At 61.3% G+C, this 25,544-nt stretch carries 25 protein-coding genes, 1 tRNA gene and 1 other RNA gene; 17 read left to right on the top strand and 10 right to left on the bottom strand.

Translation table 11 applies throughout. The features are described from left to right. Positions 1-4: 4 nt before the first annotated feature. The 4 genes from recR to C1J04_RS14675 all read right to left on the bottom strand — a co-directional run bounded on the left by recR (position 5) and on the right by C1J04_RS14675 (position 3,272). Entirely contained in the window at positions 5-598 is a 594-nt protein-coding gene (gene recR, locus C1J04_RS14690; RefSeq protein WP_009825384.1) for a recombination mediator RecR, read from the bottom strand. Positions 599-671: 73 nt separating this feature from the next. Further along, positions 672-1,016 carry a YbaB/EbfC family nucleoid-associated protein gene (locus tag C1J04_RS14685; RefSeq protein WP_005850050.1) on the bottom strand — a complete coding sequence of 115 codons (345 nt, stop codon included), beginning with the start codon at positions 1,014-1,016 and terminating at the stop codon, positions 672-674. Positions 1,017-1,126: 110 nt separating this feature from the next. Beyond that, positions 1,127-2,875 (bottom strand): DNA polymerase III subunit gamma/tau, encoded by a 1,749-nt coding sequence (locus tag C1J04_RS14680; RefSeq protein WP_009825382.1) that lies wholly within the window; start codon positions 2,873-2,875, stop codon positions 1,127-1,129. A 34-nt stretch (positions 2,876-2,909) separates the two neighbouring features. Next, the gene (locus C1J04_RS14675) at positions 2,910-3,272 is read right to left on the bottom strand and encodes a DUF202 domain-containing protein (RefSeq protein WP_009825381.1); all 363 of its coding nucleotides are present in this window, start codon (positions 3,270-3,272) and stop codon (positions 2,910-2,912) included. A 63-nt stretch (positions 3,273-3,335) separates the two neighbouring features. Here C1J04_RS14675 and ypfJ point away from each other — a divergent pair, with 63 nt between their 5' ends. Beyond that, positions 3,336-4,181, top strand: a complete 846-nt coding sequence (ypfJ, locus tag C1J04_RS14670; protein WP_005850043.1) for a KPN_02809 family neutral zinc metallopeptidase — start codon at positions 3,336-3,338, stop codon at positions 4,179-4,181. A gap of 235 nt (positions 4,182-4,416) precedes the next feature. On the opposite strand, the gene ffs is transcribed toward ypfJ, so the two are convergent. Then, positions 4,417-4,514, bottom strand: an RNA gene (gene ffs, locus C1J04_RS14665) — signal recognition particle sRNA small type. Between the two features lie 148 nt (positions 4,515-4,662). Between ffs and nudC the strand changes: the two genes are divergently transcribed. Beyond that, positions 4,663-5,631, top strand: coding sequence for an NAD(+) diphosphatase (nudC, locus tag C1J04_RS14660; protein WP_009825379.1), 969 nt, complete (start codon positions 4,663-4,665; stop codon positions 5,629-5,631). Positions 5,632-5,667: 36 nt separating this feature from the next. Beyond that, positions 5,668-6,135: an SRPBCC family protein gene (locus C1J04_RS14655; RefSeq protein WP_005850040.1), complete on the top strand. Its 468-nt coding sequence runs from the start codon at positions 5,668-5,670 to the stop codon at positions 6,133-6,135. 24 nt (positions 6,136-6,159) lie between these two features. On the opposite strand, the gene C1J04_RS14650 is transcribed toward C1J04_RS14655, so the two are convergent. Continuing rightward, positions 6,160-7,008, bottom strand: coding sequence for a prephenate dehydratase (locus C1J04_RS14650; protein WP_037953939.1), 849 nt, complete (start codon positions 7,006-7,008; stop codon positions 6,160-6,162). Positions 7,009-7,140: 132 nt separating this feature from the next. Here C1J04_RS14650 and C1J04_RS14645 point away from each other — a divergent pair, with 132 nt between their 5' ends. From C1J04_RS14645 to C1J04_RS14625, 5 genes are all read left to right on the top strand, one after another. Beyond that, positions 7,141-7,650, top strand: coding sequence for a c-type cytochrome (locus C1J04_RS14645; RefSeq protein WP_009825377.1), 510 nt, complete (start codon positions 7,141-7,143; stop codon positions 7,648-7,650). A 187-nt stretch (positions 7,651-7,837) separates the two neighbouring features. Continuing rightward, complete coding sequence (locus C1J04_RS14640) at positions 7,838-9,787, top strand: extracellular solute-binding protein (RefSeq protein WP_009825376.1); 1,950 nt, start codon at positions 7,838-7,840, stop codon at positions 9,785-9,787. A 9-nt stretch (positions 9,788-9,796) separates the two neighbouring features. Then, positions 9,797-10,885 carry a microcin C ABC transporter permease YejB gene (locus C1J04_RS14635; protein WP_005850034.1) on the top strand — a complete coding sequence of 363 codons (1,089 nt, stop codon included), beginning with the start codon at positions 9,797-9,799 and terminating at the stop codon, positions 10,883-10,885. Positions 10,886-10,890: 5 nt separating this feature from the next. After that, positions 10,891-11,997, top strand: coding sequence for an ABC transporter permease (locus tag C1J04_RS14630; protein ID WP_005850032.1), 1,107 nt, complete (start codon positions 10,891-10,893; stop codon positions 11,995-11,997). After that, complete coding sequence (locus C1J04_RS14625) at positions 11,994-13,592, top strand: ABC transporter ATP-binding protein (protein WP_009825375.1); 1,599 nt, start codon at positions 11,994-11,996, stop codon at positions 13,590-13,592. The genes C1J04_RS14630 and C1J04_RS14625 overlap by 4 nt, the downstream gene beginning before the upstream one ends. A gap of 11 nt (positions 13,593-13,603) precedes the next feature. Here C1J04_RS14625 and C1J04_RS14620 read toward each other — a convergent pair whose 3' ends face one another. Beyond that, on the bottom strand, positions 13,604-15,112 hold the full coding sequence (locus C1J04_RS14620; RefSeq protein ID WP_037941210.1) for a D-alanyl-D-alanine carboxypeptidase family protein: 1,509 nt from the start codon (positions 15,110-15,112) through the stop codon (positions 13,604-13,606). A gap of 245 nt (positions 15,113-15,357) precedes the next feature. Further along, on the bottom strand, positions 15,358-16,050 hold the full coding sequence (locus tag C1J04_RS14615) for an HAD family hydrolase (RefSeq protein WP_009825373.1): 693 nt from the start codon (positions 16,048-16,050) through the stop codon (positions 15,358-15,360). 90 nt (positions 16,051-16,140) lie between these two features. Between C1J04_RS14615 and clpS the strand changes: the two genes are divergently transcribed. From clpS to hemF, 4 genes are read left to right on the top strand one after another with little or no spacing between them, the layout of a single operon-like run. Beyond that, positions 16,141-16,482 (top strand): ATP-dependent Clp protease adapter ClpS, encoded by a 342-nt coding sequence (gene clpS / locus C1J04_RS14610; RefSeq protein ID WP_005850026.1) that lies wholly within the window; start codon positions 16,141-16,143, stop codon positions 16,480-16,482. Positions 16,483-16,485: 3 nt separating this feature from the next. Further along, on the top strand, positions 16,486-17,478 hold the full coding sequence (locus C1J04_RS14605) for a class I SAM-dependent methyltransferase (protein WP_005850024.1): 993 nt from the start codon (positions 16,486-16,488) through the stop codon (positions 17,476-17,478). Between the two features lie 29 nt (positions 17,479-17,507). After that, positions 17,508-18,308 (top strand): SDR family NAD(P)-dependent oxidoreductase, encoded by an 801-nt coding sequence (locus C1J04_RS14600; protein ID WP_009825372.1) that lies wholly within the window; start codon positions 17,508-17,510, stop codon positions 18,306-18,308. 27 nt (positions 18,309-18,335) lie between these two features. Continuing rightward, the gene (gene hemF / locus C1J04_RS14595; protein ID WP_009825371.1) at positions 18,336-19,229 is read left to right on the top strand and encodes an oxygen-dependent coproporphyrinogen oxidase; all 894 of its coding nucleotides are present in this window, start codon (positions 18,336-18,338) and stop codon (positions 19,227-19,229) included. 107 nt (positions 19,230-19,336) lie between these two features. Here hemF and C1J04_RS14590 read toward each other — a convergent pair whose 3' ends face one another. Next, a complete protein-coding gene (locus tag C1J04_RS14590; protein WP_037953936.1) occupies positions 19,337-19,903 on the bottom strand; it encodes a fasciclin domain-containing protein in 567 nt (188 codons plus the stop codon). Positions 19,904-20,005: 102 nt separating this feature from the next. Beyond that, entirely contained in the window at positions 20,006-20,959 is a 954-nt protein-coding gene (gene hemC / locus C1J04_RS14585) for a hydroxymethylbilane synthase (protein WP_009825369.1), read from the bottom strand. A 109-nt stretch (positions 20,960-21,068) separates the two neighbouring features. On the opposite strand from hemC, the gene hemE reads away from it, so the two are divergent. The 5 genes from hemE (at position 21,069) to C1J04_RS14560 (ending at position 25,499) form a co-directional block, all read left to right on the top strand. After that, a complete protein-coding gene (gene hemE, locus C1J04_RS14580) occupies positions 21,069-22,118 on the top strand; it encodes a uroporphyrinogen decarboxylase (protein WP_009825368.1) in 1,050 nt (349 codons plus the stop codon). A gap of 62 nt (positions 22,119-22,180) precedes the next feature. Further along, positions 22,181-22,257: transfer RNA gene (locus C1J04_RS14575), tRNA-Met, on the top strand. A gap of 212 nt (positions 22,258-22,469) precedes the next feature. Next, positions 22,470-23,504, top strand: coding sequence for a TRAP transporter substrate-binding protein (locus tag C1J04_RS14570; RefSeq protein WP_037953934.1), 1,035 nt, complete (start codon positions 22,470-22,472; stop codon positions 23,502-23,504). Between the two features lie 95 nt (positions 23,505-23,599). Then, positions 23,600-24,181, top strand: coding sequence for a TRAP transporter small permease (locus C1J04_RS14565; protein ID WP_009825367.1), 582 nt, complete (start codon positions 23,600-23,602; stop codon positions 24,179-24,181). A 1-nt stretch (position 24,182) separates the two neighbouring features. Further along, entirely contained in the window at positions 24,183-25,499 is a 1,317-nt protein-coding gene (locus C1J04_RS14560) for a TRAP transporter large permease (protein ID WP_009825366.1), read from the top strand. Positions 25,500-25,544: the final 45 nt, after the last annotated feature.

Here is a 25,544-nt window from a genome sequence, read left to right as displayed (position 1 = left end):
GGCCCTAGATCGACTTGCGCGCGCGCATCGCTGCGGTGATCGTCCCATCGTCAAGGTAATCAAGCTCCCCGCCGATCGGCACACCCTGGGCCAGAGAGGTCAACCGCACCTGACCCTCAAGCTGGTCCGCGATGTAATGCGCCGTGGTCTGCCCGTCGATGGTGGCGTTCAGCGCCAGAATAACCTCTGACACGGCCTCGTCGCGCACGCGGTCCAGCAGCCGCGGGATGCGCAATTCCTGCGGGCCGATGGCATCCAGCGCCGACAGCGTGCCACCCAGCACATGATAACGCCCCTTGAACACGCCCGACCGTTCCATCGCCCACAGATCGGCGACATCCTCGACCACGCAAATCTCGCCATTGGCGCGTTTTTCCGACGTGCAGATGTCGCAGATATCGGCGGTGCCCACATTGCCGCAGTTGATGCATTCGCGCGCCGTCGCCGCCACGGTCTGCATCATATCGGCCAAAGGGGTCAGCAACAGCGCGCGCTTGCGGATCAGATGCAGCACCGCCCGACGGGCCGAGCGTGGCCCCAATCCGGGCAGCCGCGCCATCAGGTCGATGAGCGCATCAATGTCGCGTGTGCTGCTCATCTGTGGACCCCCATGGCGTTGGTGTGAAAGAGTTTTAATGCCTTCGGCGAGGATTTAACCCCATTTGGAAGGATCAGAACGGCAGCTTCATATCCGCGGGCAGACCCATGCCTTCGGTCAGCTTGCTCATCTCGGACTGGGCGCGGTCGGTGGCTTTGGTCTGCGCGTCCTTGATCGCGGCGAGGATCAGGTCCTCGACGACTTCTTTCTCGTCGCCGTTGAAGATCGACGGATCGATATCCAGCGACTTCAGCTCGCCCTTGGCAGTGCAGGTCGCCTTGACCAGACCGGCACCGGATTCCCCTTCGACGATGATATTATGCATGTCTTCTTGCAGCTGCGCCATTTTGCCCTGCATCTGCTGCGCCGTCTTCATCATCTTGGCCATGTCACCCATGGCACCCAAACCTTTAAGCATGTGGTCGTCTCCTGTAGCTTTATTTGCTTATGTATATGCGGTCTTTGCCGCCCCCCGACAAGGGGTGCCCCGGCGTGGACAGGTCGCGGGCAGAGCAGGGGCAGGCGGGGTCAGTCGTCCTCGAAAGGATCCCATTCATCCTCGACCTCGGGCAGCGCTTCGGACACGGCGGCGGCGGCGATTTCCTCGGGCGTGCGGATCGACAGGATCTTGGCCCCCGGAAAGCTCGCCATGACGGCCTGCATCAGCGGGTGGTTTTCCGCCTGCGATTTCAGCGCGTTTTCCTTGGCGTCGCGGACCTCGGCGATGGTTTTGGCGCTGCTGTCGCCCACGATGGTCACGGCCCAGCGGTTGCCGGTCCACAGTTGCAGCCGCGTGCCAAGGCGCTGCGCCAGATCGCGGGGGGCGCTGTCGGTCGGGGTGAATTCGATCCGCCCCGGTTGATAGGCCGCCAGCCGGACCGAGGTCTCGACCTCCACCAACAGCTTCACGTCGCGGTTGCTTCGGATGAGCTCGACCACATGTTCAAACGTCGGGTAGTGCGCCAAAGCCTGCGCCACCGCCGGGGCAAGTGCCGCCATCGTTGCGCCGCCCGCAGGCCCGCCCGACATCTGCTGGCTGCCCATAGCGCTGGTCGATCCACCCCCGGCGGGCACGGCGGCCCCGCCCCCCGGACCCTGCGGCGGGGCGGGAGGAGGCGTGGTATTGGCCAGCTTGCGGGCAAGCTCTTCAGGGCTGGGCAGATCGGCGACATGGGTCAGGCGGATCACCGCCATCTCGGCGGCCATCATCGCATTGGGCGCGCTTGCCACCTCGTCCAGCGCTTTCAGCAACATCTGCCACAGACGGGTCAGCACGCGCATCGGCAGGGTTTCCGCCATGGTGACGCCACGGCTGCGTTCCTCGGGCGAGACGGTGGGATCTTCGGCGGCATCGGGGGTGATCTTGACCACCGATACCCAATGGGTGATCTCGGCCAGATCGCGCAGCACGGCCATCGGGTCGGCCCCGTCGGAATACTGGTTGCCCAGCTCGTCCAGCGCGCCGGCTGCATCGCCGCGCAGGATCATATCGAACAGGTCCAGCACCCGCCCGCGATCCGCCAGCCCCAGCATCGCACGCACCTGCACCGCCGTTGTTTCGCCCGCCCCGTGGCTGATCGCCTGATCCAGCAAGGACGTGGCATCGCGCGCGGACCCTTCGGCGGCACGGGTGATCAGCGCCAGCGCATCGTCCGCAATCTCGGCCCCTTCGGCGGTGGCGATCTTGCGCATCAGCGCGATCATCACCTCGGGTTCGATCCGACGCAGGTCGAACCGTTGGCAGCGCGACAGAACGGTCACGGGCACCTTGCGGATCTCGGTCGTGGCGAAGATGAATTTGACGTGCTCGGGCGGTTCCTCAAGCGTCTTGAGCAACGCGTTGAACGCGCCGGTCGACAGCATGTGCACCTCATCGATGATGTAGACTTTGTACCGGGCCGAGGCCGCGCGGTAATGCACGCTGTCGATAATCTCGCGGATATTGCCGACGCCGGTGTTCGATGCGGCGTCCATCTCCATCACGTCGACGTGGCGGCCCTCCATGATGGCGACGCAATGTTCGCAGACCCCGCAGGGTTCCGTCGTCGGCCCGCCATTCCCGTCCGGCCCGATGCAGTTCATCCCCTTGGCGATGATCCGTGCTGTCGTCGTTTTACCGGTCCCGCGGATGCCGGTCATGATAAACGCCTGCGCAATGCGATCCGCCTCGAACGCGTTTTTCAGCGTGCGCACCATCGCGTCCTGCCCGACCAGATCGGCAAAGGTTTCAGGCCGGTATTTGCGGGCCAATACGCGATAGGCAGAGGGTGCTGTCATGACGATCCTGCAAGATTCGATTGAAGCCCTGAACCTAGAGCATCCAAAGGATGCCGCCAACCGCAACCGAGGCAAAGCTGAAAATCACCGCCAGCGTCTTAATCCGCGCATTGGGTTGCGCATTGGCATGGTGGTCGTTCAGCCGGTCCAGCGTCTTGGTCGCCGCATCATGGGCCGCCCAGAAGATATAGACCGCCGCGACGACAAAGATCGTCGCCACGCCTTTCGCGGCCCATGTCGGGTCAAAATCACCGAACACCGCCTTAAGCCCGATCGCCACCGCAAGCGACGCCATCCCCGTGCGCATCCATCCTGCAAAGGTGCGCTCGTTCGCCAAAATCGTGCGGTCTTCGGCCCAGTCGGTGCGGTTCTCGGCCAGTTCATTGCTTTTATTCATTGAACTATTCTGCGCGTCGCGCGTTACGCTGACAATAATATTTGACATAGCGGGGACAAATTTATGCGGTTGCGCGGCATCAGAAGAAGCAAAAACGTTGAGGTCCGCCGCGGCGGGCGCGGGGGCGGTGCCGGGCGTGCGGGCGGTCTGGGGATCGTCGGCGTCTTGGCGGTGCTGGCGATCGGCTATTTCACCGGCATCGACGTATCGCCCTTGCTGAACGGGGGCGGCGCGCCGCAAACCCAGCAGGGCGCGCCGGTCTCTGACTCTGACGCGCAGGCCACGCAGTTCACCGCGCAGGTGCTGGCCACCACCGAAGATGTCTGGGGCGAGATTTTCCCACAGCAGTTGGGTCGCGAATACGTGCCGCCCAAGCTCGTTGTCTTTTCCAACGTCACGCAAAGTGCCTGTGGCGGGGCCTCTGGCGCGACGGGGCCGTTCTACTGCCCTGCGGACGAAAAAGCTTATATCGACACGCAATTCTTTGATCTTCTGGCGCAGCGCATGGGGGCAGGCGGGGATTTCGCCGCCGCCTATGTGATTGCCCACGAGGTCGCCCACCACGTCCAGAACGAACTGGGCATCCTGCCCAAGGTCGACGCGCTGCGCCGCCAATCCTCTACGGCCGAGGCGAACGCCCTGACCGTGCGGCTCGAGCTGATGGCCGATTGTTTTTCGGGCATCTGGGCCAAGAACGTCAAAGGTCTGATGGAGCGGGGCGATCTGGACGAGGCATTGAACGCCGCGCGCAAGATCGGCGATGACCACCTGCAACGTCAGGCCGGTCGCGTCCCCCAGCCGCACACCTTTACCCACGGCACGTCCGAGCAGCGTTCAAGCTGGTTCCAGCGCGGGTTCGACAGCGGTCAGGTCGGCCAATGCGACACTTTCGCGGCAGAGCAGCTGTAACAGCGTCCGGTGCTATAACGTAAAAATAATTAGTATAAACAACAGGTTAAGTTACCCATGGGTAACCTGACCTGTTGTCTGTGGCCGTGCCGAAATGCCGATAACCAAACGCATGGAGGCGCTGCGGGGCAGGGACGATAAGCATCTATATTATGGCGGGGTGGGCTGCCCCTCTCAGGCCATCCTTTGGATGACCCTGCGGGGCGACGCGTATTTTGCGGGGCAAAATACGCTGGGGTGAGAGGCTGATAACGACCCAAGTGGGTCTCGTTACGGCTGCTTCCTTCCGGATCTGACCGGGTTGGCGAGGCACCTGCCCGCACCAACCTCTCACCGCCCATATAGTATAGGGCCGGATGGGATGCAAGACGGGCCCAAAGGCGTTTTTGTCCCGGGCGTTTTTATCGGGCACGGCGCCATGCAGCCTTGGCATCGCGCGGTTTGGCCAATAGGCATGGTGCACGCAAACGGGAGGATACGCATGAAGCACGCCGAGACGGTCACTTTCGGAGGGTCAGCGCTTGACCGCGCCGGAGAGGTTCGCGCCGACAAGGAGGCCGTGGCCGCATTGCGCGCCGATGACGCCGCCCGCGCCATTCTGTTCTGGCGGGGCAAGATTCTGATCGACCCCGCGCGCCCCGCGTCTGTTGTGCGTTTGCCGCTGGATCACCCCGTTCTGGCGGATGCCGGCTCTGCCCCGATCTTGCTGGGGCGCGAAGAGGGGGCCGCGCGGTTTGCCTATGACCTGTCGCCGTGGATGCCCGATGACTTCGACCCGCGCCAGCTGGGGTCTTTCGTGGATCAAAGCGAACAGCGCCACCCGATGTTGCCGCCCGACTATGCTTTCGTCGAAATGCGCCGCGTGATGACGTGGCTCAGTCCGCGTGACGCCGAACTGGCGGCGACCGGCAAGGCCATTCTGGCGTGGCACGAAAATCACGGCTACTGCGCCCGCTGCGGCTTTGAAACCGTGGTGAATGACGCAGGCTGGCAACGCAACTGCCCCGCGTGTCGCGCGTCGCATTTTCCGCGCACCGATCCGGTTGTGATCATGCTGATTACCCACGGCAACTCTGTCCTGATGGGGCGGTCGCCGGGCTGGCCCGAGGGGATGTTCTCGCTTTTGGCGGGGTTTGTCGAACCGGGTGAAACGCTCGAAGCCGCCGTGCGCCGCGAGGTATTTGAAGAGGCGGGCGTGCAGGTCGGTCAGGTCAGCTATCTTGCCAGCCAGCCTTGGCCGTTTCCCGCGTCGCTCATGTTCGGCTGCGCCGGAGAGGCGACAAGCCACGAGATCACCATCGACCCCAAAGAGATCGAAGAGGCCCTATGGGTGTCGAAAGAGGACATGATGGATGTCTTTGCCGGGCAACACCCCAAGATCAAACCGGCCCGAAAGGGGGCGATTGCGCATTTCCTGCTGGAAAACTGGCTTGCGGATACGCTGGATTAAGGCAACCTTCGGGAAAGACGACGAACAAGGCAGAACATGAAATTTTCCACCAAAGAAGACATCGACGCGCCGATTGATGCGGTATTCGACATGCTGTGCGAATTTGACCAGTTCGAACGCGCCGCCATGCGCCGCGGCGCAGAGGTGCAGCGCGTGGACCGGCTGGCGGAAGCGGGGCCGGGGATGCAGTGGGAAGCTGCCTTTGACATGCGCGGCAAACGGCGCGAGCTTCAGGTCGAGATGGACCGTTTTGACCGCCCGACCGAAATGAAGCTGAACACCCGTTCGCAGGGGCTGACCGGCGACATGAGCTTTGATCTCGTCGCCCTGTCACGCAGCCGCACCCGCATCATGGTCGCGCTAGAGCTCAAGCCGCAAAACCTGTCGGCCCGTCTGCTGGTGCAGTCGTTGAAACTGGCCAAGAATTCGCTGACCAAGAAGTTCAAGAAACGTGTCGGCGACTATGCCAAGGACATGGAAGACCGCTACCACAAACCCCGCTAGGGGGGGGGGTGGCGGTTGCCGTGTTTACTGGCCGTGACGGTCAGGATGCGCGGGGTAGACGCCCAGAATATCGATGAAGTTGGTGAAATGCGCCAACTCCTCCAGCGCGCGGGCGACGGCGGGGTCTTCGGGGTGGCCTTCGATATCGGCATAGAACTGTGTCGCCGTGAACGACCCGCCCGCCATGTAGCTTTCCAGCTTGGTCATGTTGACGCCATTGGTCGCGAAACCGCCCATGGCCTTGTAAAGCGCCGCCGGGATGTTGCGCACCTGAAAGACAAAGGTGGTCAGCATGTTTTCCGCACGGCGGGTCTGGTCCAGATCGGGCGACATCAGCAAGAAGCGGGTTGTGTTATGGTCCAGATCCTCGATGTCGCGGGCCAGCACCTTGAGCCCGTGAATATCCGCCGCGACCTCGCTTGCCAGCACACCGACATCGCGTTCCTCCGACACTGCAAGATCCGCCGCAGCCCCTGCGCTGTCTGCCGCTGCCTCTGAGGTGATGCCATGGGCGTCGAGCCAGCTGCGCGCCTGCGGGATCAGCACCATATGCGCGCGCACATGTTTGATGTCTTCGAGCTTCACGCCGTCATGGGCCATCAGGCTGATGCGCACGCGCACGAAGGCCTCTGCAATGATGCGCAGCCCGCTTTGCGGTAACAGCCGGTGGATGTCCGCAACCCGCCCGTAAGTCGAGTTTTCGACCGGCAGCATCGCCAGATCGGCGCGGCCTTCGCGCACGGCGCGGATCACCCCTTCGAAGGTCATGCAGGGCACCGGGATCATGTCGGGGCGGGCTTGCAGGCAGGCTTCGTGGCTATAGGCCCCCAAAGCACCTTGAAAAGCGATGCGCGGCGCGGTTTTACTGGTCATCAGGGGCATCCTTCTTCAAGCCGTTGCCAATTATGGCGTTTGGTCGCGGTAACTACACCTTGCCCCGACGAAGGGAAAGCAATAGATACGCCTGCAATACGATGCCCGAATACCAACGATGGACCTTCACGCATGTTCGATACAATGACCGTTACCAAAATCGCTGCCGGCCTGTTTGGCGCTTGGCTTGTCCTTCTGCTTGGCAAATTCGCGGGCGAAGAGCTTTATCATGCCGAAGCGCATGGCGAACAAGGCTATGTCATTGAAGTGGCAGACGCCTCTGGTGGCGGTGAGCCCGCTGAAGAAGTCGATTTCGCCGAGATCATGGCGGCCGCTGATCCGGCCAAGGGTGAAAAGGTTTTCCGCAAATGTTCCGCCTGTCACAAGGCTGAAGACGGTGCGAATGCGGTTGGTCCCTACCTCTACGGTGTTGTCGGGCGTCCGGTTGATTCCGCTGACGGGTATGCGTCCTACTCCGGCGCGCTTGAGAAATCGGCAGAGACATGGACCCCCGAGAACCTGAACGCCTTCCTGACCAAGCCTGCCGGTTTCGCGCCAGGCACCACGATGGGCTTCGCGGGTCTGCCCAAGATCGAAGACCGGGCGAATGTGATCGCCTATCTCGACAGCCTGGACAACTGATCCACCCCATATTCCGATTGCAAGGCCGCCCCCTCGTGGGCGGCCTTTTGCTGTGAAGTGCCCTGTTTTCAGTCAGGTAACATATTCGCAACTTGTAACTTGGGCGGTCGGGCCGTTAGCGTGTATCCGGCAGTGATCTGCCGCGACGACCCTTGTCTATCGCCTGTTGTTATAAAGGATACGCCCGATGCCCCGGACCCATGCCCGTGCTGACACAAAATCGCAAACCCCCATGCTGCGCGTCGCTGGCGCGGCCTTGCTTGTTTTCGGGGCCGCGATGCTGGGCGGTGCCGCTTGGGGGCAGGATGACGCCGCGCAGGGCAGTAACAAGATCATCACCGCGCATGGCTATTCCTTTTACGGGGATCTGAAATACCCCGCCGATTACACCCATTTCGACTATGTGAACCCCGACGCCCCCAAAGGCGGCGAGATTTCAATCTCTACCCTCGGGACGTTTGATTCGATGAACCCCTATTCGCGCAAGGGCCGTGGCGGTGCGTTGAGCACGGTGATGTATGAAAGCCTGCTTGGCGAGGGCGTCGGCGGAGAGATCGTGCCCGCGGATGTTTACGGCGAAGCCTATTGCCTGCTGTGCGAGAGCCTTGAATACCCCGAGAGCAAGGACTGGGTGGTGTTCCACATGCGTAAAGACGCGAAATTCTCGACCGGTGACCCGGTGACGGCCCATGACATCGCCTTTAGCCACAACCTGCTGCTGGATCAGGGGCTGAAATCCTATGCCGATGCAGTGCGCAAGCTGATCCCCAAGGTCGAGGTGATCGACGATTACACCATTAAATTCTATTTCAGCCCCGGCGTGTCCCGGCGCAGCCTGATCGAACAGGTCGGCGGCGTGCCGGCGTGGTCGAAAAAATGGTACGAGGAAACCGGCGCGCGGCTTGACGAATCGCGGCTGGAAACTTCGCCCGGGTCCGGCCCCTATATGATCGACAGCATCGATGTGAACCGTCGCATCGTGTATAAACGCAACCCCGATTACTGGGGCAAGGACTTGCCGTTCAATGTGGGCCGCAACAATTTCGATAAAATCCGCGTCGAATACTTCGGCGACGAGAATTCCGCGTTCGAGGCCTTCAAGGCGGGTGAATATACCTTCCGCACCGAGGGCAGCTCGAAACAATGGGCATCATCCTATGACTTCCCCAAGGTGACCGCAGGGCAGGTGGTCAAAGAGGATATCCCCGACGGGTCGCCTCCCACGCCCTCGGGCATCGTGTTCAACCTTGGCCGCGAGGTCTTGCAGGACAAGCGCGTGCGCGAGGCCGTGGCCCTGGGGTTCAACTTTGAATGGACCAATGAATCGCTGCAATACGGGCTGTTTAAGCCGCGTGCGTCGTTTACGCAGGATACCCCGCTGATGGCCACGGGCACGCCCCAAGGGGCGGAACTGGCACTGCTGGAAAGCCTTGGCGATGTCGTGCCGCCCGAACTGCTGACGGAAGATGCGGTGATGCCGCATACGTCGGACGCGAGCCGCCTGTCGGACCGTCGCAACCTGCGCCGCGCGATGAAGCTGCTGGACGAGGCCGGTTGGGCCGTGGGCGATGACGGGAAACGCTATAATGCGCAGGGCAAACCCTTGCAGTTGCGGTTCTTGCTGAACTCCTCGGGGTCGGCGACGCTGTCGGCGGTGATTGAAAACTTTATGTCGAATTTGCAGAACATGGGCATTGATGCCGTGCTCGAGAAAGTCGACAGTTCCCAATACACGGCCCGCGAACGGGACCGCGATTACGACATGGTCTATGACAGCTACGGGGCATTTCTGGGCACAGGCACCGGGCTGGAACAACGCTATGGGTCAGAGGCGGCGGCCTATTCGCTGTTCAACCCTGCAGGGCTTGCCAGCCCGCTGGTGGACGCGATTGTGACCGCGTCGCTGGCGGCCGACACGAAAGAGGAAGAGGACGCCAGCCTGATGGCGCTGGATCGGGCACTGCGCTATGAATTTTTCATGATCCCGACCTGGTATAACGACAGTTTCTGGACCGCCTATTACGACCAGTACGAACACCCCGAGACGCAGCCGCCTTACGCTTTGGGTTACCTCGATTTCTGGTGGTACAATGCAGATAAAGCAGACGCCTTGCGCGCTGCGGGCGCACTGAGGTAAACGCCGGCCATGGGCGCATATATTCTTCGACGGCTGTTGCTGATCATACCGACGTTGCTTGGGATCATGCTGATCAACTTTGCACTGGTGCAGTTTGTGCCGGGTGGCCCTGTTGAGCAGGCGATCGCGCGTATTCAGGGCGGTGGTGACGTGTTCGAAGGGTTCTCTGGCGGGGGATCGGATGCGGGGAATGCCGCAGATACCGGCGGCAACGAGAATTACGTTGGCGCACGGGGCCTGCCGCCCGAATTCATCGCAGAGCTCGAGAAAGAATTCGGCTTTGACAAACCGCCGGTAGAGCGGTTCGTGAACATGCTGTGGAACTACATGCGGTTCGATTTCGGCGACAGCTATTTCCGGTCGATCAGCGTGATCGAGTTGATCAAGGAAAAGCTGCCCGTGTCGATCACGCTGGGGCTGTGGTCCACGTTGATTGCCTATCTGGTGTCGATCCCCCTTGGCATCCGCAAGGCGGTCAAGGATGGCACGGCCTTTGATACATGGACATCGGGCGCGATTATCGCCGCCTATGCGATCCCGGGCTTTCTGTTCGCGATCCTGCTGCTGGTGCTGTTCGCGGGCGGGTCCTACTGGCAGATATTTCCGCTGCGGGGGCTGACCTCGGATAACTTTGACCAGCTGAGCCCCTTGGGCAAGGTCGCGGATTACTTCTGGCACATCACGCTGCCGGTGCTGGCCTCGACCATCTCGGCCTTTGCGACGCTGACCTTGCTGACCAAGAACAGCTTTCTGGACGAGATCAAGAAGCAATATGTCGTCACGGCGCGGGCCAAGGGCCTGTCGGAGCGTAAGGTGTTGTACGGCCACGTCTTCCGCAACGCGATGCTGATCGTGATCGCGGGCTTTCCAGCGGTGTTCATCGGTGTGTTCTTTGGCGGCTCGCTGATCATCGAGACGATCTTTAGCCTTGATGGGCTGGGCCGTCTGGGGTTCGAGGCGGCGGTTGCGCGGGATTATCCGATCGTCTTCGGGACGCTGTTCATCTTTGGCCTTATCGGTCTGCTGGTCGGTATCCTGTCTGACCTGATGTATGTGGTCGTCGACCCGCGCATCGACTTTGAAAAACGCGAGGGCTGAACCCGATGGCGCTATCCCCGCTGAACCAACGCCGCTGGCGTAACTTTACCCGTAACCGTCGCGCCTATTGGAGCCTTTGGATATTCGCGATCCTGTTTGGCATCTCGCTGTTCGCTGAATTTGTGGCCAACGACAAACCGATCCTCGTGAACTATCGCGGCGACTATTACATGCCGATCTTCAAGTTCTACCCCGAGACGGCCTTCGGCGGCGATTTCCTGACCGAAGCGGTGTACCGCGACCCCGAAGTGCAATGTCTGATCGCCTCGGGCGGGCTGATCGACTGTCTGGACGACCCCGAGGGGATCATCGAGGATGCGCAGGATGGCGAGGTCGCGGGCGAGGCGATTGCGGCGGGCTGGTCGATCTGGCCGCCCATCCCCTATAGCTTTGACACCGCCGTGGACCGGCCCGGCGCGGCCCCGCTGCCGCCGAACGGGCAGAACCTGCTGGGCACCGATGGCACCAAACGCGACGTGCTGGCGCGGGTCATTCATGGCTTCCGGCTGTCGATCATCTTTACCCTGATTGTGACGGGGGCCGCATCGTTGATCGGGATCATCGCGGGGGCGGTGCAGGGGTTCTTTGGCGGCTGGACGGATCTGATCTTCCAGCGCGTGATCGAGATCTGGACCTCGACCCCGTCGCTTTATGTGATCATCATCATGTTTGCCATTCTGGGACGCAGTTTCTGGCTACTGGTGTTCTTGCTGGTGCTGTTCAGTTGGACGTCGCTGGTGGGTGTGGTGCGGGCCGAATTCCTGCGCGCGCGGAACCTTGAATATGTGCGTGCGGCGCGCGCGCTTGGGGTGGGGAATATGACGATCATGTTCCGCCACATGCTGCCCAATGCGATGGTCGCGATGCTGACGATGCTGCCGTTTATCATCACCGGCACGATCAGCACGCTTGCGATCCTTGATTTTCTGGGCTTCGGCCTGCCGTCGTCGGCCCCGTCCCTGGGCGAGCTGACGTTGCAAGCCAAGCAGAACCTGCAAGCGCCTTGGCTGGCGTTCACCGCGTTCTTCACCTTTGCCATCATGCTGTCGCTGCTGATCTTTATCTTTGAAGGGATCCGCGACGCCTTTGACCCGAGAAAGACGTTCTCATGACGCCTTCGACCCAGAACGCCGCGGTGCTGCAAGTGGATGACCTGCGCGTCTCCTTCCGTCAGGAAGGCGCGTTGACCCATGCGGTCAAGGGCGTGAGCTTTGCCGTGCAGCGCGGGGAGACCGTGGCGCTGGTGGGGGAGTCCGGCTCGGGTAAATCCGTATCGGCCCTGAGCACCGTATCGCTGTTGGGCGACAGTGCCGAGGTGTCGGGGTCGGTGCTGTATGACGGGCAGCAGATGGTCGGGGCGAGCGACAAGCTGCTGCGCAAGGTGCGTGGCAATGACATCAGCTTTATCTTTCAAGAGCCGATGACCTCGCTGAACCCGCTGCATACGATCGAAAAGCAGCTGGCGGAATCGCTGGCGCTGCATCAGGGCGTAGCAGGGGCCGAGGCGCGGGCGCGTATCCTTGAACTGCTGGACAAGGTCGGGATCGTGGATGCGGAAAGCCGGTTGGGTGCGTACCCGCATCAGCTGTCGGGTGGGCAACGGCAACGGGTGATGATCGCGATGGCGTTGGCCAACAAGCCCGATGTGCTGATCGCGGATGAGCCGACGACGGCCTTGGACGTGACCATTCAGGCGCAGATACTGGACCTGCTGAAAGAGCTGAAAGACAGCGAGGGCATGGGCCTGCTGTTCATCACCCATGATCTGGGCATCGTGCGCCGCATTGCCGACCGCGTCTGCGTGATGAAACAGGGCGAGATTGTCGAACACGGCCCCACGCACGAGATTTTTGACAACCCGCAGCACCCCTACACGATCAAGCTTTTGGGGGCGGAGCCGTCGGGCCGACCGGACCCGGTTGCCCCCGATGCCGAGGTGATCGCCAGCACCGATCATCTGAAGGTCTGGTTCCCGATCCAGAAGGGGTTCATGCGCAAGACGGTGGACCACGTGAAGGCGGTAAACGACGCGTCGCTGTCGGTGCGCGCGGGGGAAACCCTTGGTATCGTGGGTGAATCCGGGTCGGGCAAGACGACGCTGGCGTTGGCGATCATGCGGTTGATCTCCTCTGAAGGGGGGATCAGCTTTATGGGGCAGGACGTGCGCAGTTGGTCCACGCGGCAGTTGCGGCGGTTGCGCAAGGATATGCAGATCGTGTTTCAGGATCCGTTCGGCAGCCTGTCGCCGCGGATGACCTGTATGCAGATCATCGCCGAAGGGCTAAGCGTGCATAAGGTGGACCCCGACCGCAATCCGCGCGAACTGGTACGCGATGTGATGATCGAGGTGGGTTTGGACCCGGCCACGATGGACCGCTATCCGCACGAGTTTTCCGGCGGGCAACGTCAGCGGATCGCGATTGCGCGGGCGATGGTGCTGCGGCCCAAGCTGCTGGTGCTGGACGAGCCGACCTCGGCGCTGGATATGACCGTGCAGGTGCAGATCGTGGACCTGCTGCGCAATCTGCAGCGCAAATACGGGCTGGCCTACCTGTTCATCAGCCACGACCTGAAGGTCGTGCGCGCGATGTCGCATAAGGTGATGGTGATGAAGCGGGGGGATGTGGTCGAATACGGCGATGTCGATACGCTGTATGACAATCCGCAGTCAGACTATACGCGCACCTTGTTACAGGCGACGACCTGAGCAGGCCAAGCTTAAGAGCTTGGCCCGATCATAAAGCAGTTCACATTGCGGGCGACCAGACGGCGACAGGCTAGATCGGCTGTCTCGCGGGTCATGCCAAGGAAGTTGGCGTCGAACCCTTGCGGGCGACGCACGACTTTGCGCAGGCTGCCGTCGAGGGTCGAGATTTCGGACAATGCGGTTTTCAGCAACACTTTCTCGGCGGCATAGCGGCTGGGGTAGCGGCCCACATTCACGCCCCAGTGACGCCCGCCAGATGTCGACACGCGGGTGATGACTTCGGGGGCGGGGGGCGCTTTGGGGGTGACCTGTTTGACCGCGGCGGTTTCAACCAGCGATGCGGCAGCCGAGGGGCGCAGCGTGGGCCGGACCGAGACCGAGGCGAGCAGGGTTTCCGCCTCTGCTGCGGGTTCCGGTGTCGGGGCAGGGGCCTCTGCGACGACGGGCGGCGCGGTTTTCTGCGCCTCTTTCAGCGCGGCGGTGATGTCCGAGTTCAGGATCGGCGAGGTCGCTTGGGGCACCTCGGCGGTGGCAACCACGACCTGAGGCTGGTGGCCCGGACGCAATGTGGGACGTTTGGAAGTGGTGACGGCCCCCACGAGGCGGATGACCTTGCCCGCGGCCCCGTCAGACGCGACGGGCGTATCTTCGACATCGGCGTAAGCGGGTTTGGAGGGTTTTTTCAGCGGTGCGCTGGAGGGGGCGCGGCGGAAGCCCAGATCCATCAGCTCGGCCACTTTGGCGTTCCGCGCGCTGGTGGAGGTGCCGCCGAAGACGGTCACGATAATGCGTTCATTGCCCCGTTCGGCCGAGGCGGTGAGGTTGAAGCCAGCGGCGCGGGTGTAGCCGGTCTTGATCCCGTCGGCGCCTTTGTAGGACGACAGGAAGCGACGGTTGGTGTGGCTGACCTTGCGCACGCCCGCATCGGCAGTGATGCGCGAGAACAGGTTGTAGTATTCGGGGTGATCATACAGCAGGTGGCGGCCCATGATGGTCATGTCATGTGCGGTCGACATGTGACCGGATTCGGTCAGGCCGTGGGCGTTCTTGAAGGTGGTGTTGGTCATGCCAAGCGCCTTGGCAGTGCGGTTCATGCGGCGGGCGAACTTGGCTTCGGACCCTTCGATGGCTTCCCCGATGGCGGTGGCGGCGTCATTGGCAGATTTGACGGCCGCAGCGCGGATCAGGTAGCGCAGGGCGATGGTCTGGCCCGATTTCAGCCCCAATTTGCTGGGCGGTTCGGACGCCGCGTGGCTGGTGATCTTGACCTTACTGTCGAGCGAGATCTCACCACGTTTAATCGCCTCGAATGCGATATAAAGTGTCATCATTTTGGTGAGGGAGGCCGGGTGCAGACGGGTATCCGCGTTTCGGGAGTGCAACACTTCGCCGGTTCGGGCGTCGATCACATAGGCAGCGTAGGGGGCCGCCATTGCGCTGAGCGGCAGGATCAGCAAGATCCATATAGCCGCAAGAATAAATAGCCCATACCGGGCTGGCTGCACACGCCGCACTCTCATCATAACTGCCTTTGCTCTGCCTCGGCCGTCGATTTTTCAACTGACCATTATTATTAAGGTAAGGTTACCATAGGACGTGTTTTCGATAAAGGCGTTCGATGTGGTGCAGCCCGGAAAAGCGGCGATTTCCGCGCAGCACATTTAGCGTGTGCCCAAAACTCCGCCACTATAGGGGCGATTGTGGCGGGAATGTGGCAAGAGTTGGGCGACAACGCAGCGAAGGTAAGGCGAGAATACAGCGGCGATCAGGGCAGCAGTTCTGCCACTTCGGACAGGCGCGTGATCTGGTGGAAGCGGGGCGAATCACTCGGGGCGGGGGCGTGCTCTAGGGCCCAGGTGACGCCGTGGGGGATATAGACGCCATGCCCGCCCGCGTGGATCATCGGCACCACGTCCGATTTCATGGAGTTCCCGATCATCATGCCGCGGGCCGGACCGTCGCCGTGGGTATCAAAGATGCGCTGGTAGGTTTGCGGGGTCTTGTCCGACACGATTTCAATCGCGGTGAACATATCACGCAGCCCGGATTCAGCGAGCTTGCGTTCCTGATCCAGCAGATCGCCCTTGGTCACCAGCACCAGCCGATAGTCGTCTTGCAGGATTTCGAGGGTTTCGCGCACATCGGGCAGCAGTTCGACCGGATGGGCCAGCATATCCCGCCCCGCCGCCAGCAGTTCGGAGATGACATCGGCCGGCACGCGGCCTTCGGTGACCTCTATCGCGGTTTCGATCATCGAGAGGGTGAACCCCTTGATGCCAAAGCCATAGTGGGGGATGTTGCGCCGCTCTGCCTCCAGCAGCCGGTCCATCAGGCTGTCGCGGTCGGTGTAATCGGCAAGAAGTTCCGCGAATTTGACCTGTGTCAAAGCAAAGAAGCGTTCGTTGTGCCATAAAGTGTCATCGGCATCAAAACCGATGGTCGTTAGCGGATTGCCCATCTTTGGCGCGCCCTCTTTTCTAATTCTGCTTTAGGGTTATATAGACGCCTACACGACTCACTTGAAACGACTTCTCAGGCAGGAGCAGCAATGCGCCTTGATGATCTTATGATGGCGGGCAAAGACCGGGACGACGACGAAACCGATCTGTTGACCAAGACCAAACCAAAGACCAAGCGGCCGCCTTTGTACAAGGTGATGCTGTTGAACGACGATTTCACCCCGATGGAATTTGTGGTGATCGTGCTTGAACGCTTCTTCGGGCTGAACCATGCCCAAGCCTTCGAGATCATGTTGACCGTGCATAAAAAAGGGCTGGCGGTCGTGGGCGTGTTCAGCCACGAGATCGCGGAAACCAAAGTCGCGCAGGTGATGGACTTCGCCCGGCGTCACCAGCACCCGCTGCAATGCACCATGGAAAAAGAAGAATAACACGTGATTGATGCACGTCTGCAACTGGCGCTTGACGGCGGTGGTCTTGAGTTGCCAGCTGAAGGGACGATTGCCGTCTTTCAGCCCCCCCGTGACAGTGATTTGCCAGGTCTGGACAAGGACCGCGTGCAGATTATCCATGATTTCAAACCGGATTATGACGCATGGGCCGCGCGCGGTTATGATGTCGTGCGCACCATCAAGGACCGCTATGCGGCCTGTATCGTCTGCCTGCCACGCGCCAAGGCCGAAGCCCGCGCCGTGATTGCCGCCGCCTGCGAGGTCTGCGACGGGATCGTTGTGATCGACGGGCAAAAGACCGACGGTGCCGATAGTGTCCTGCGCGAGATGCGCGACCGTGTGACCGTGCAGGGCCCGATCTCGAAGGCCCACGGCAAGATGTTCTGGATCTCGGAACCGGCGGCGGAGTTCTTTTCCGACTGGCGTCAGGGGCCGGAGCTGACCGAAGGCGGGTTCTGGACTGCGCCGGGGGTCTTTTCCGCCGATGGTGTCGATCTGGCCTCGGCGCTGCTGGTGGACGCCTTGCCCGAGAAGCTCGGGTCCGAGGTTGCCGATCTGGGGGCCGGTTGGGGCTTTTTGTCGGCCCACGCGCTGACACGGCCTGACATCAAGAACCTTTACCTTGTTGAAGCGGGACATATGGCGCTGGAATGTGCGCGCCGCAATGTCACCGATGATCGCGCGTCCTTTGCATGGGAGGATGCCACAAGCTGGGAGCCGCCCCACCGCATGGACAGCGTGATCATGAACCCGCCCTTCCACATCGGTCGCGCGGCTGAACCGCAGATCGGGCAGGCGTTTGTTGCCACGGCAGCACGCATCCTGTCGCCGCAAGGCAAGCTGTGGATGGTCGCGAACCGTCATCTGCCCTATGAGGCAGAGCTGAAAACCCGTTTCGCCCATGTCGAGGAAATCGGCGGCGATGCGCGGTTCAAACTGTTTCACGCGGCACGGCCTTTGCGCAAACGCCGATAGGCGGGCCGCGCCTGATTAAGGAACGATTTATGTCATTCTCAATCTCTGGCAAAAGCGTCATCGTCACCGGGGCCGCGAACGGCATCGGTTTGGCGATTGCCCGGCAATTCGCCGACAAGGGCGCAAATGTGATGTGTGCCGACATCGACGAGAAAGCGCTGGTCGAACAGCTGGGCGATGCCAAGGACGACGGCAACATCCGCTTTTTCGCGGGCGATCTGCGGCAACGGCTGACGATTGCGAACCTCGTCTCTGCCACCATTGACGCCTTTGACGAGGTCGACGTGTTGGTCAATGCCTCGCGGCAGTTCCTGCCGACGGATGCGCTGGACAATGATGACACCAGCGTTGAAACCCTGTGGCAGGAAAACGTGATGACCGCGATGCAGCTGACGCAGCAGGTCGCCAAACGCATGATCAAACAATCCGAGGGCAAGGAAGACGGCAGCGTGGGCAGCATCGTCAACCTCAGCTCGACCACCTCGCGGCACACACGGCCCGAGTTGATGGCCTATTCCATGGCGGCGGCCGCGCTTGAGCAGATGACACGGTCGATGGCGCTGACGCTGGCCCCGCATCGCATCCGGGTGAACGCCGTGGCTTTCGGGTCGGTGATGAGCGGGTCGCTGAAAGCGTCCTGCGCCGAGAACCGCGAGTGGCGCGACGACATCCGCAACCACACGCCTCTGGGGCGCATCGCATCGCCGTCAGAGCTGGCCGACACGATCCAGTATCTTGCCGCCGACAGCTCCAGTTTCTTGACCGGCGAAGTGATCGTTGTGGACGGGGGGCGGTCCTTGCTGGACGCGGTGGACGCGCCGGCACACTAAAATACGCAGTAACGAAAGGCTTTGCGCATGACCGTTGATTTCGAGGCGGAGAAGACCCGCGCCGCTGAGTGGTTCCGCAGCCTGCGCGACCAGATCGTGGAGGCATTCGAGACGCTGGAGCGTGACCACGCCGAGGGCCCGCTGTCTGATGCCGCGCCCGGCACGTTCGAGGTGACCCCGACCAAACGCAGCAGCGACGACGGCAGTGACGCGGGCGGTGGTCTGATGAGTGTGATGCGCGGCGGGCGTGTGTTCGAAAAGGTCGGCGTCAACGTCTCTACGGTGTTCGGCACCTTGGGAGAGCGTGCGCAAGTCGCGATGGCGGCGCGCAAGGGCATCCCCGGTATGGCCGAAGACCCGCGGTTCTGGGCGTCGGGCATCAGTCTGGTCGCGCATATGCAGAACCCGCATGCCCCGGCGGTCCATATGAACACCCGCCTGTTCTGGACCCCCCATGCCAGCTGGTTCGGGGGCGGGTCCGATCTGAACCCCTGCATCGAATATGACGAAGACACCGCGCATTTCCACGCCGTGCAAAAGGCGCATCTGGACCCTCATGGCAGCGATCTCTACCCGCGGCTGAAGGCCTGGGCGGATGAGTATTTCTATATCCCGCACCGTCACCGCGCGCGCGGGGTCGGCGGTATTTTTATGGATGATCACGCGACAGGCGATTGGGAGGCGGATTTTGCCCTGACACAGGATATCGGCCGCGCCTTCCTGCCCGCCTATCTGCCGCTGGTGCAAAAGCGGATCACGCAAGACTGGTCAGAGGCAGACAAAGAAGCGCAGCTGGTACATCGCGGGCTTTATGCGGAATATAACCTTGTCTATGACCGCGGTACGAAATTCGGGCTGGAAACGGGCCATGACGCCAATGCGGTTCTCATGAGCCTGCCGCCTTTAGCGAAGTGGATCTAGGGGGCCAGCCCCCGCCCTGCGGGCTCCCCCGGGATAGCTGCCATTTGGAATGAAGAAGGCCCCCGACCGTGCAGGTCGGGGGCCTTTTCGTCTAAACCGGTATCAGCTTATTGCTTTGGCAGCATCACGCCGTCGATAACGTGGATCACACCGTTGGACTGTTTGACATCCGCGATTTCGATGAAGGCCGTATTGCCGTTCTCGTCCGTCAGGATCACGCGGCCATCATCGGCGTAGGAGGCTTGCAGCGTGCAGCCGCCCAGTGTCGGCACGGGGTGCTCGCCGCCGTCGTCCTTGATCATGCCCTGCAGCGCGTCAGCCATCACGGCCTTGCCGACCACGTGGCAGGTGAGGATTTCGGTCAGACGCTCTTTGTTCTCGGGCTTGACCAGCATTTCGACGGTGCCTGGCTCAAGACGGTCGAAACCGGCGTTGGTGGGGGCGAACACGGTGAAGGGGCCTTCGCCTGCGAGGGTATCAACCAGACCGGCCGCTTTCACAGCAGCAACCAATGTGGTGTGGTCGGCAGAGTTCACGGCGTTTTCAACGATGTTCTTGTCGGCGAACATTTCAGCACCACCGACCATGGGGTTCTTCATCTCGTCGGCGAAAGCCGCACCAGCAGTCAGGGCCAGAGCTGCGGTTGCGGTCATCATCTTTTTAGCGAAAGTCATGGTGGTCTCCTCGGTTTATATCGTGATCATTTGGTGATCATGCCGAAGCAACGGGGCCATGCTGCGCTTAGTTTCAAACAGAGCGCGAATATATTTTGGATGTTATCCTTTGACGTGCCAGTCGAAGAAGCCGGGGCCTGCCTGGGCCAGCAGGTCCTGCGCCAGATCGACGCCCATCTGGCCGCCTTGCGCAATAGGGCCGCTGCGGTCGCCGGCAATCGCCTCTGACCCGTCGGGGCGCAGGACCTGGCCGCGCAGGTGGAGCGTGTCGCCGTCCAGCGTGGCCAGCCCGGCGATCGGTGTCTCGCAGGATCCGTCAAGCGTGAGCAGAAAGGCGCGCTCGGCGGCCAGACGTTGGCCCGTGGGGGTGTCGTGGATCGCGGCGAGCATGGCTTCGGTATCAAGGTCACCGGCGCGGCGTTCGATGCCAATGGCCCCTTGCGCCACCGCGGGCAGCATCAGCGTATCGTCGATCGGCGTGGCGGGGACGTGTTGCATGCCCAAACGGTTCAGACCGGCCACGGCGAGGAAGGTACATTCGGCCACACCATCGGCGAGCTTTTTCAGCCGCGTCTGCACATTGCCGCGGAATTCGACGACCTGCAGGTCGGGACGCTGGTGCAGCAGCTGCGCACGGCGGCGCAGGCTGGAGGTGCCGACGACCGCGCTTTCGGCCAGTTGGTCCAGCGCCGAGAGGGTGGGCGCGACAAAGGCGTCGCGGGGGTCTTCGCGCGGCAGGTAGGTATCAAGCAGCAGGCCCCCCGGCTGGATCGTGGGCATGTCTTTCATCGAATGCACGGCGATGTCGATTTTGCCCGCCAGCAGGTCTTCTTCGATTTCGCGGGTGAACAGGCCCTTGCCGCCGATGTCCTTGAGCGGGCGATCCTGAATGACATCGCCGGTGACTTTGATCACGACGATTTCAAACGCCGCCTGCGGGATTTCAAACGCGGCGGCCAGACGGGCGCGGGTTTCATAGGCCTGGGCCATCGCCAGTGGCGAGCCGCGGGTGCCGATGCGCATGGGGTTTTCGGGGGTGGGCAGGTTCACAGTCATGGCTCTTCTTTAGGGGTGTGGATTTGATCTGACAAGCGGTGCCATTGCCTTGACATCGCGGCGCTACATCTTGACCTAAGACAAAACCATTGAAGAGTAGGAATTCCCGATGCCGCAGACCGACACGCAAAGCAAAACCATTCTGCGTTCATTGGCCGGAGAGACGCTGCCGGTGCCGCCGATCTGGATGATGCGGCAGGCCGGGCGCTATCTGCCCGAGTATAAGGCGACGCGGGCGCAGGCGGGGGATTTCCTGTCTTTGTGCTACAACCCCGAGCTGGCGACCGAGGTCACCTTGCAGCCGATCCGTCGTTACGGGTTTGATGCGGCGATCCTCTTTGCGGATATTTTGCTTGTACCTCAGGCACTTGGCGCTGATCTGTGGTTTGTCACCGGCGAAGGGCCGCGCCTGTCCACGGTCACCACACAGGCGGATTTTGACCAGCTGCGGCCCGTGGGCGATATCCACGAGACGTTGAACCCGATCTATCAGACGGTGCGCAACCTTGCCGGTGAGCTGCCGCGCGAGACGACGTTGATCGGCTTTGCCGGTGCGCCCTGGACTGTCGCGACCTATATGATCGCGGGGCAGGGGACCAAGGATCAGGGGCCTGCGCATCTGCTGCGCACCCAGGATAACGCCCTGTTCGAGAAGCTGTTGGACCTGATTACCAAGGCAACCATCGAATATATGTCTGCGCAAATTGACGCAGGCGCCGAGGTGATGAAGATCTTTGACAGCTGGGCGGGGTCGCTGCCGGGCGATGCTTTCGAGAAATACGCGCTGACCCCTGCGCGCGAGATCACGCAAGAGCTGAAGAAGCGCCACCCCGGTATTCCGATCATCGGTTTCCCGCGCGAGGCCGGCGATAAATACATCGGCTTCGCCAAGGCGACGGGGGTGGATTGTGTGGCGCTGGATAATTCCGTCTCGGCGGATTGGGCGGCCAAACATGTGCAGGTGGACGGTTGCGTGCAGGGCAACCTTGCATCGACCCATATGGTTACCGGCGGGCAGGCGCTGGTGGATGAGACGCGCCAGATCGTCAAAGCCTTCTCCAAGGGCCCGCATATCTTTAACCTTGGTCACGGGATCACGCCGGATGCCGACCCTGACAACGTGCAGCGCATGATTGATACGGTGCGCGAGGGCGAATAATCAAATAAGATTGGCTTTGGCTCTTGACGGGGGCCGAAGCCTGTCATACTCGGAGCGCCGATGGCGTTATAGCTCAGTTGGTTAGAGCGAACGACTCATAATCGTTAGGTCCCTGGTTCAAATCCAGGTAACGCCACCATCTCCCCCCCCGCATAGATGTGACTTTTGTAGGATAGCTGTTGTTCAGCATGGCCTGTCGTGTGTCGTGTTCCCGAGCTGCGTGTTTTTCATCCGCTTGTACCGGAGGTGATTGATAATCCCCTGTCGCTGGTGTCAGAGTGTCACTCAGCTAAAGGCTCGGAACTGCTCGGCAACAGAGCGGTCCGTTTTGACTGAACACGGGAGATTAGAATGATGATGAGAAGAACCCTGATGGGGATCGCGGGTGCGGCCCTTGCCGTTGGCATGAGCGCGACCGGCGCGATGGCGCAAGAGGTCACCCTGCGCATGCACCAGTTCCTGCCGCCACAGGCCAATGTGCCCAAACTTATTCTGGATGTCTGGGCCGATAAGGTCGAAGCCGCCAGCGACAACAAGATCAAGATTGAACGCTACCCCTCCATGCAGCTTGGCGGGAAGCCACCGGAGCTGATGGACCAGGCGATTGACGGTGTGGCCGATATCGTCTGGACCGTGGTGGGCTATACCCCCGGTCGCTATCCCACGACCGAAGTGTTCGAGCTGCCCTTTATGGTCACCGACGCCCGCGCGGCGAGCTCTGCCTATTGGCAGATGTTCGAAAAGCATATGAAAGACACCGAGTTCAAGGACGTACATATTCTGGGCACATGGGTTCACGGCCCCGGCATGCTGCACACCAACACCGAAGTGCGGTCGCCCGACGATATGCAGGGTCTGAAGATTCGCGGCGGGTCGCGTCTGGTGAACCAGCTGCTCGAGATTACCGGCGCGACGCCAGTGGGCATGCCGGTTCCGGCGATTCCCGAAGGTCTGTCCAAGGGCGTGATCGACGGCACCACGATCCCGTGGGAAGTGACGCCATCGTTGAAAGTGCCGGAACTGGTGAAGAACCACACCGAATTTGACGGTGCCGCACTTTATACGCTGACGTTTGTGCTGGCGATGAACAAGGACCGCTATGACGGGCTGTCGGATGAGCTGAAAAAGGTTCTGGATGAAAACTCCGGTCTGGAATTCTCGGTCTTTGCGGGGGGCACACAGGCGGATGCCGATGGCCCCGCGCGTCAGGTCGCGGTTGATCTGGGCAACAACATCGTCGAGCTGAACGAAGAAGAGACCCAGGTCTGGCGCGACGCGTCGCAGCCGATCTATGACAGCTGGATTGCCGATATGGACAGCAAGGGCATCGACGGTCAGGCGCTGATCGACGAAGCGCGCGAATTGATGGATGCCTACGGCAAGTAATCCCTGACGACGATAGCAGGCCCGCGGTGCATCCCTGCGCCGCGGGCCTGATTGCTTGATACACCCCAAAATACCTAGACAAGATTGAGAGAACCATGCGTCGGCTGATATATTTTCTTGCCCGCTTTACCGCCGTGATCGGAGGGCTGGTGCTGATGGCACTGGTGCTGATGACCACGGCCTCTATCATCGGGCGCACGGTCAACAAGATGCTGCATAGCCCCTTCTTTCAGGAGAAGCTGACCGGCCTGTCGCAGGGGCTGATTGACATGGGCATCGGCGAGATCAACGGCAATTATGAATTGCTGGAGGCGGGGGTCGCTTTCGCCATCTTCTCGTTCCTGCCGATCTGCCAGTATTACGGCGCCCATGCCACGGTGGATGTGTTTACCTCTTTCCTGCCGGCGCGGGTGAACCGCTGGATCATTGCTTTTTGGGAGGTCGTTCTGGCCGCGGTGATCGTGCTGATCATCTGGCGTCTCTACGAAGGGATGCAACGCTATCTTGGCAATGGCGAGACGACATTGTTCCTGCAATTTCCGGTGTGGTGGGCCTATGCCGCCAGCTTTGCGTCCGGCGTGATTGCCAGTGTTGTGTCTGTCTATTGCGCCGTGATCCGCGTGATAGAGGCGATCCGCGGCACCGATATTCTTCCCAGCGAACAAGGGGCCCATTAAGATGACCAACCTAGAACTGGGCTTCTGGTCCTTTCCGGTGCTGCTGCTGATGATCTTTTTGCGGGCCCCCATCGGGCTGGCGATGCTGCTGTGCGGGTTTGGCGGCTGGTATCTGGCGATGGGGGGCAACCCCACGCCGCTGCTGTCAAAGCTCAAGTCCGAGACCTACACGACGTTTTCCAGCTATTCGCTGAGCATCATTCCCATGTTCCTGCTGATGGGCCAATTCGCGACCCTATCGGGAATGAGCCAGGCCCTGTTCAAAGCGGCAGAGAGCTTTCTGGGGCATCGTCGCGGGGGTGTGGCGATGGCGGCCGTGGGGGCCTGCGCGGGCTTTGGCGCGATCTGCGGCAGCTCGCTGGCGACAGCGGCGACCATGTCGAAGGTCGCGCTGCCCGAGCTGCGCCGCTATGGCTATTCCGGCGGGTTTTCCACCGCGACACTGGCCGCGGGGGGGACATTGGGCATCCTGATCCCGCCGTCGGTCATTCTGGTGATCTATGCGATCCTGACCGAACAGAATATCGCCAAACTGTTTCTGGCGGCCTTCCTGCCCGGTGTGCTGGCGGCCATCGGCTATGTTATCACGATCTCGATCTATGTGCGTCTGAACCCCAAATCGGCGGGCGTGCGCCCTGCGGTGCCCATGGGGGACCGCTTCAAGGCGCTGGCGAATACGTGGCCGGTGCTGGTGATCTTTTTCGTCGTCGTGGGCGGCATCTATCTGGGGTGGTTCACCCCGACCGAAGGCGCGGCTGTGGGCGCTGCGGGCACTGGTCTGGCGGCGTTGCTGGCAGGCACTCTGAACTGGGCCGTCTTGCGCGAAAGCCTGATGGGCACGGCCAAGACCACGGGGATGATCTTTTTCATCGTGCTGGGGGCGGGGTTCTATAACGGCTTTCTGGCCCTGTCGGGCGTGCCGCAATTCATGGCTGACTGGGTCGTGGGGCAGGGCTATAGCCCGTGGTTCGTGTTGGTCGTGATCCTTGTCTTCTACCTCGTTTTCGGCTGCCTGATGGACAGCCTGTCGATGATCCTGCTGACAGTGCCGATCTTTTTCCCCGTCATTTCGGCGATGGATTTCGGGATGAGCACAGAGCATCTGGCGATCTGGTTCGGCATCCTTGTGCTGATCGTGGTCGAGGTGGGTCTGATCACGCCGCCGGTGGGGATGAACCTGTTCATCATCAACTCGATGGACCGTGAAACCCCGATGACAGAGACCTATAAGGCCGTGATGTATTTTGTCGGCTCCGACATCGTGCGGGTGATCATTCTGGTGATGTTCCCCGCGATCACGCTGTTCCTGCTGCCCTGACAGGGCACAGCGCTGTGACATGAAAAAAGGGCCGCGTCAGACGCG

It is taken from the genome of Sulfitobacter sp. SK025 (assembly GCF_003352105.1).
GTDB classification, from domain to species: domain Bacteria; phylum Pseudomonadota; class Alphaproteobacteria; order Rhodobacterales; family Rhodobacteraceae; genus Sulfitobacter; species Sulfitobacter pontiacus.
The sequence above is the reverse complement of the archived record's forward strand: the minus strand, read 5'-3'. Positions and strand labels throughout refer to the sequence as shown.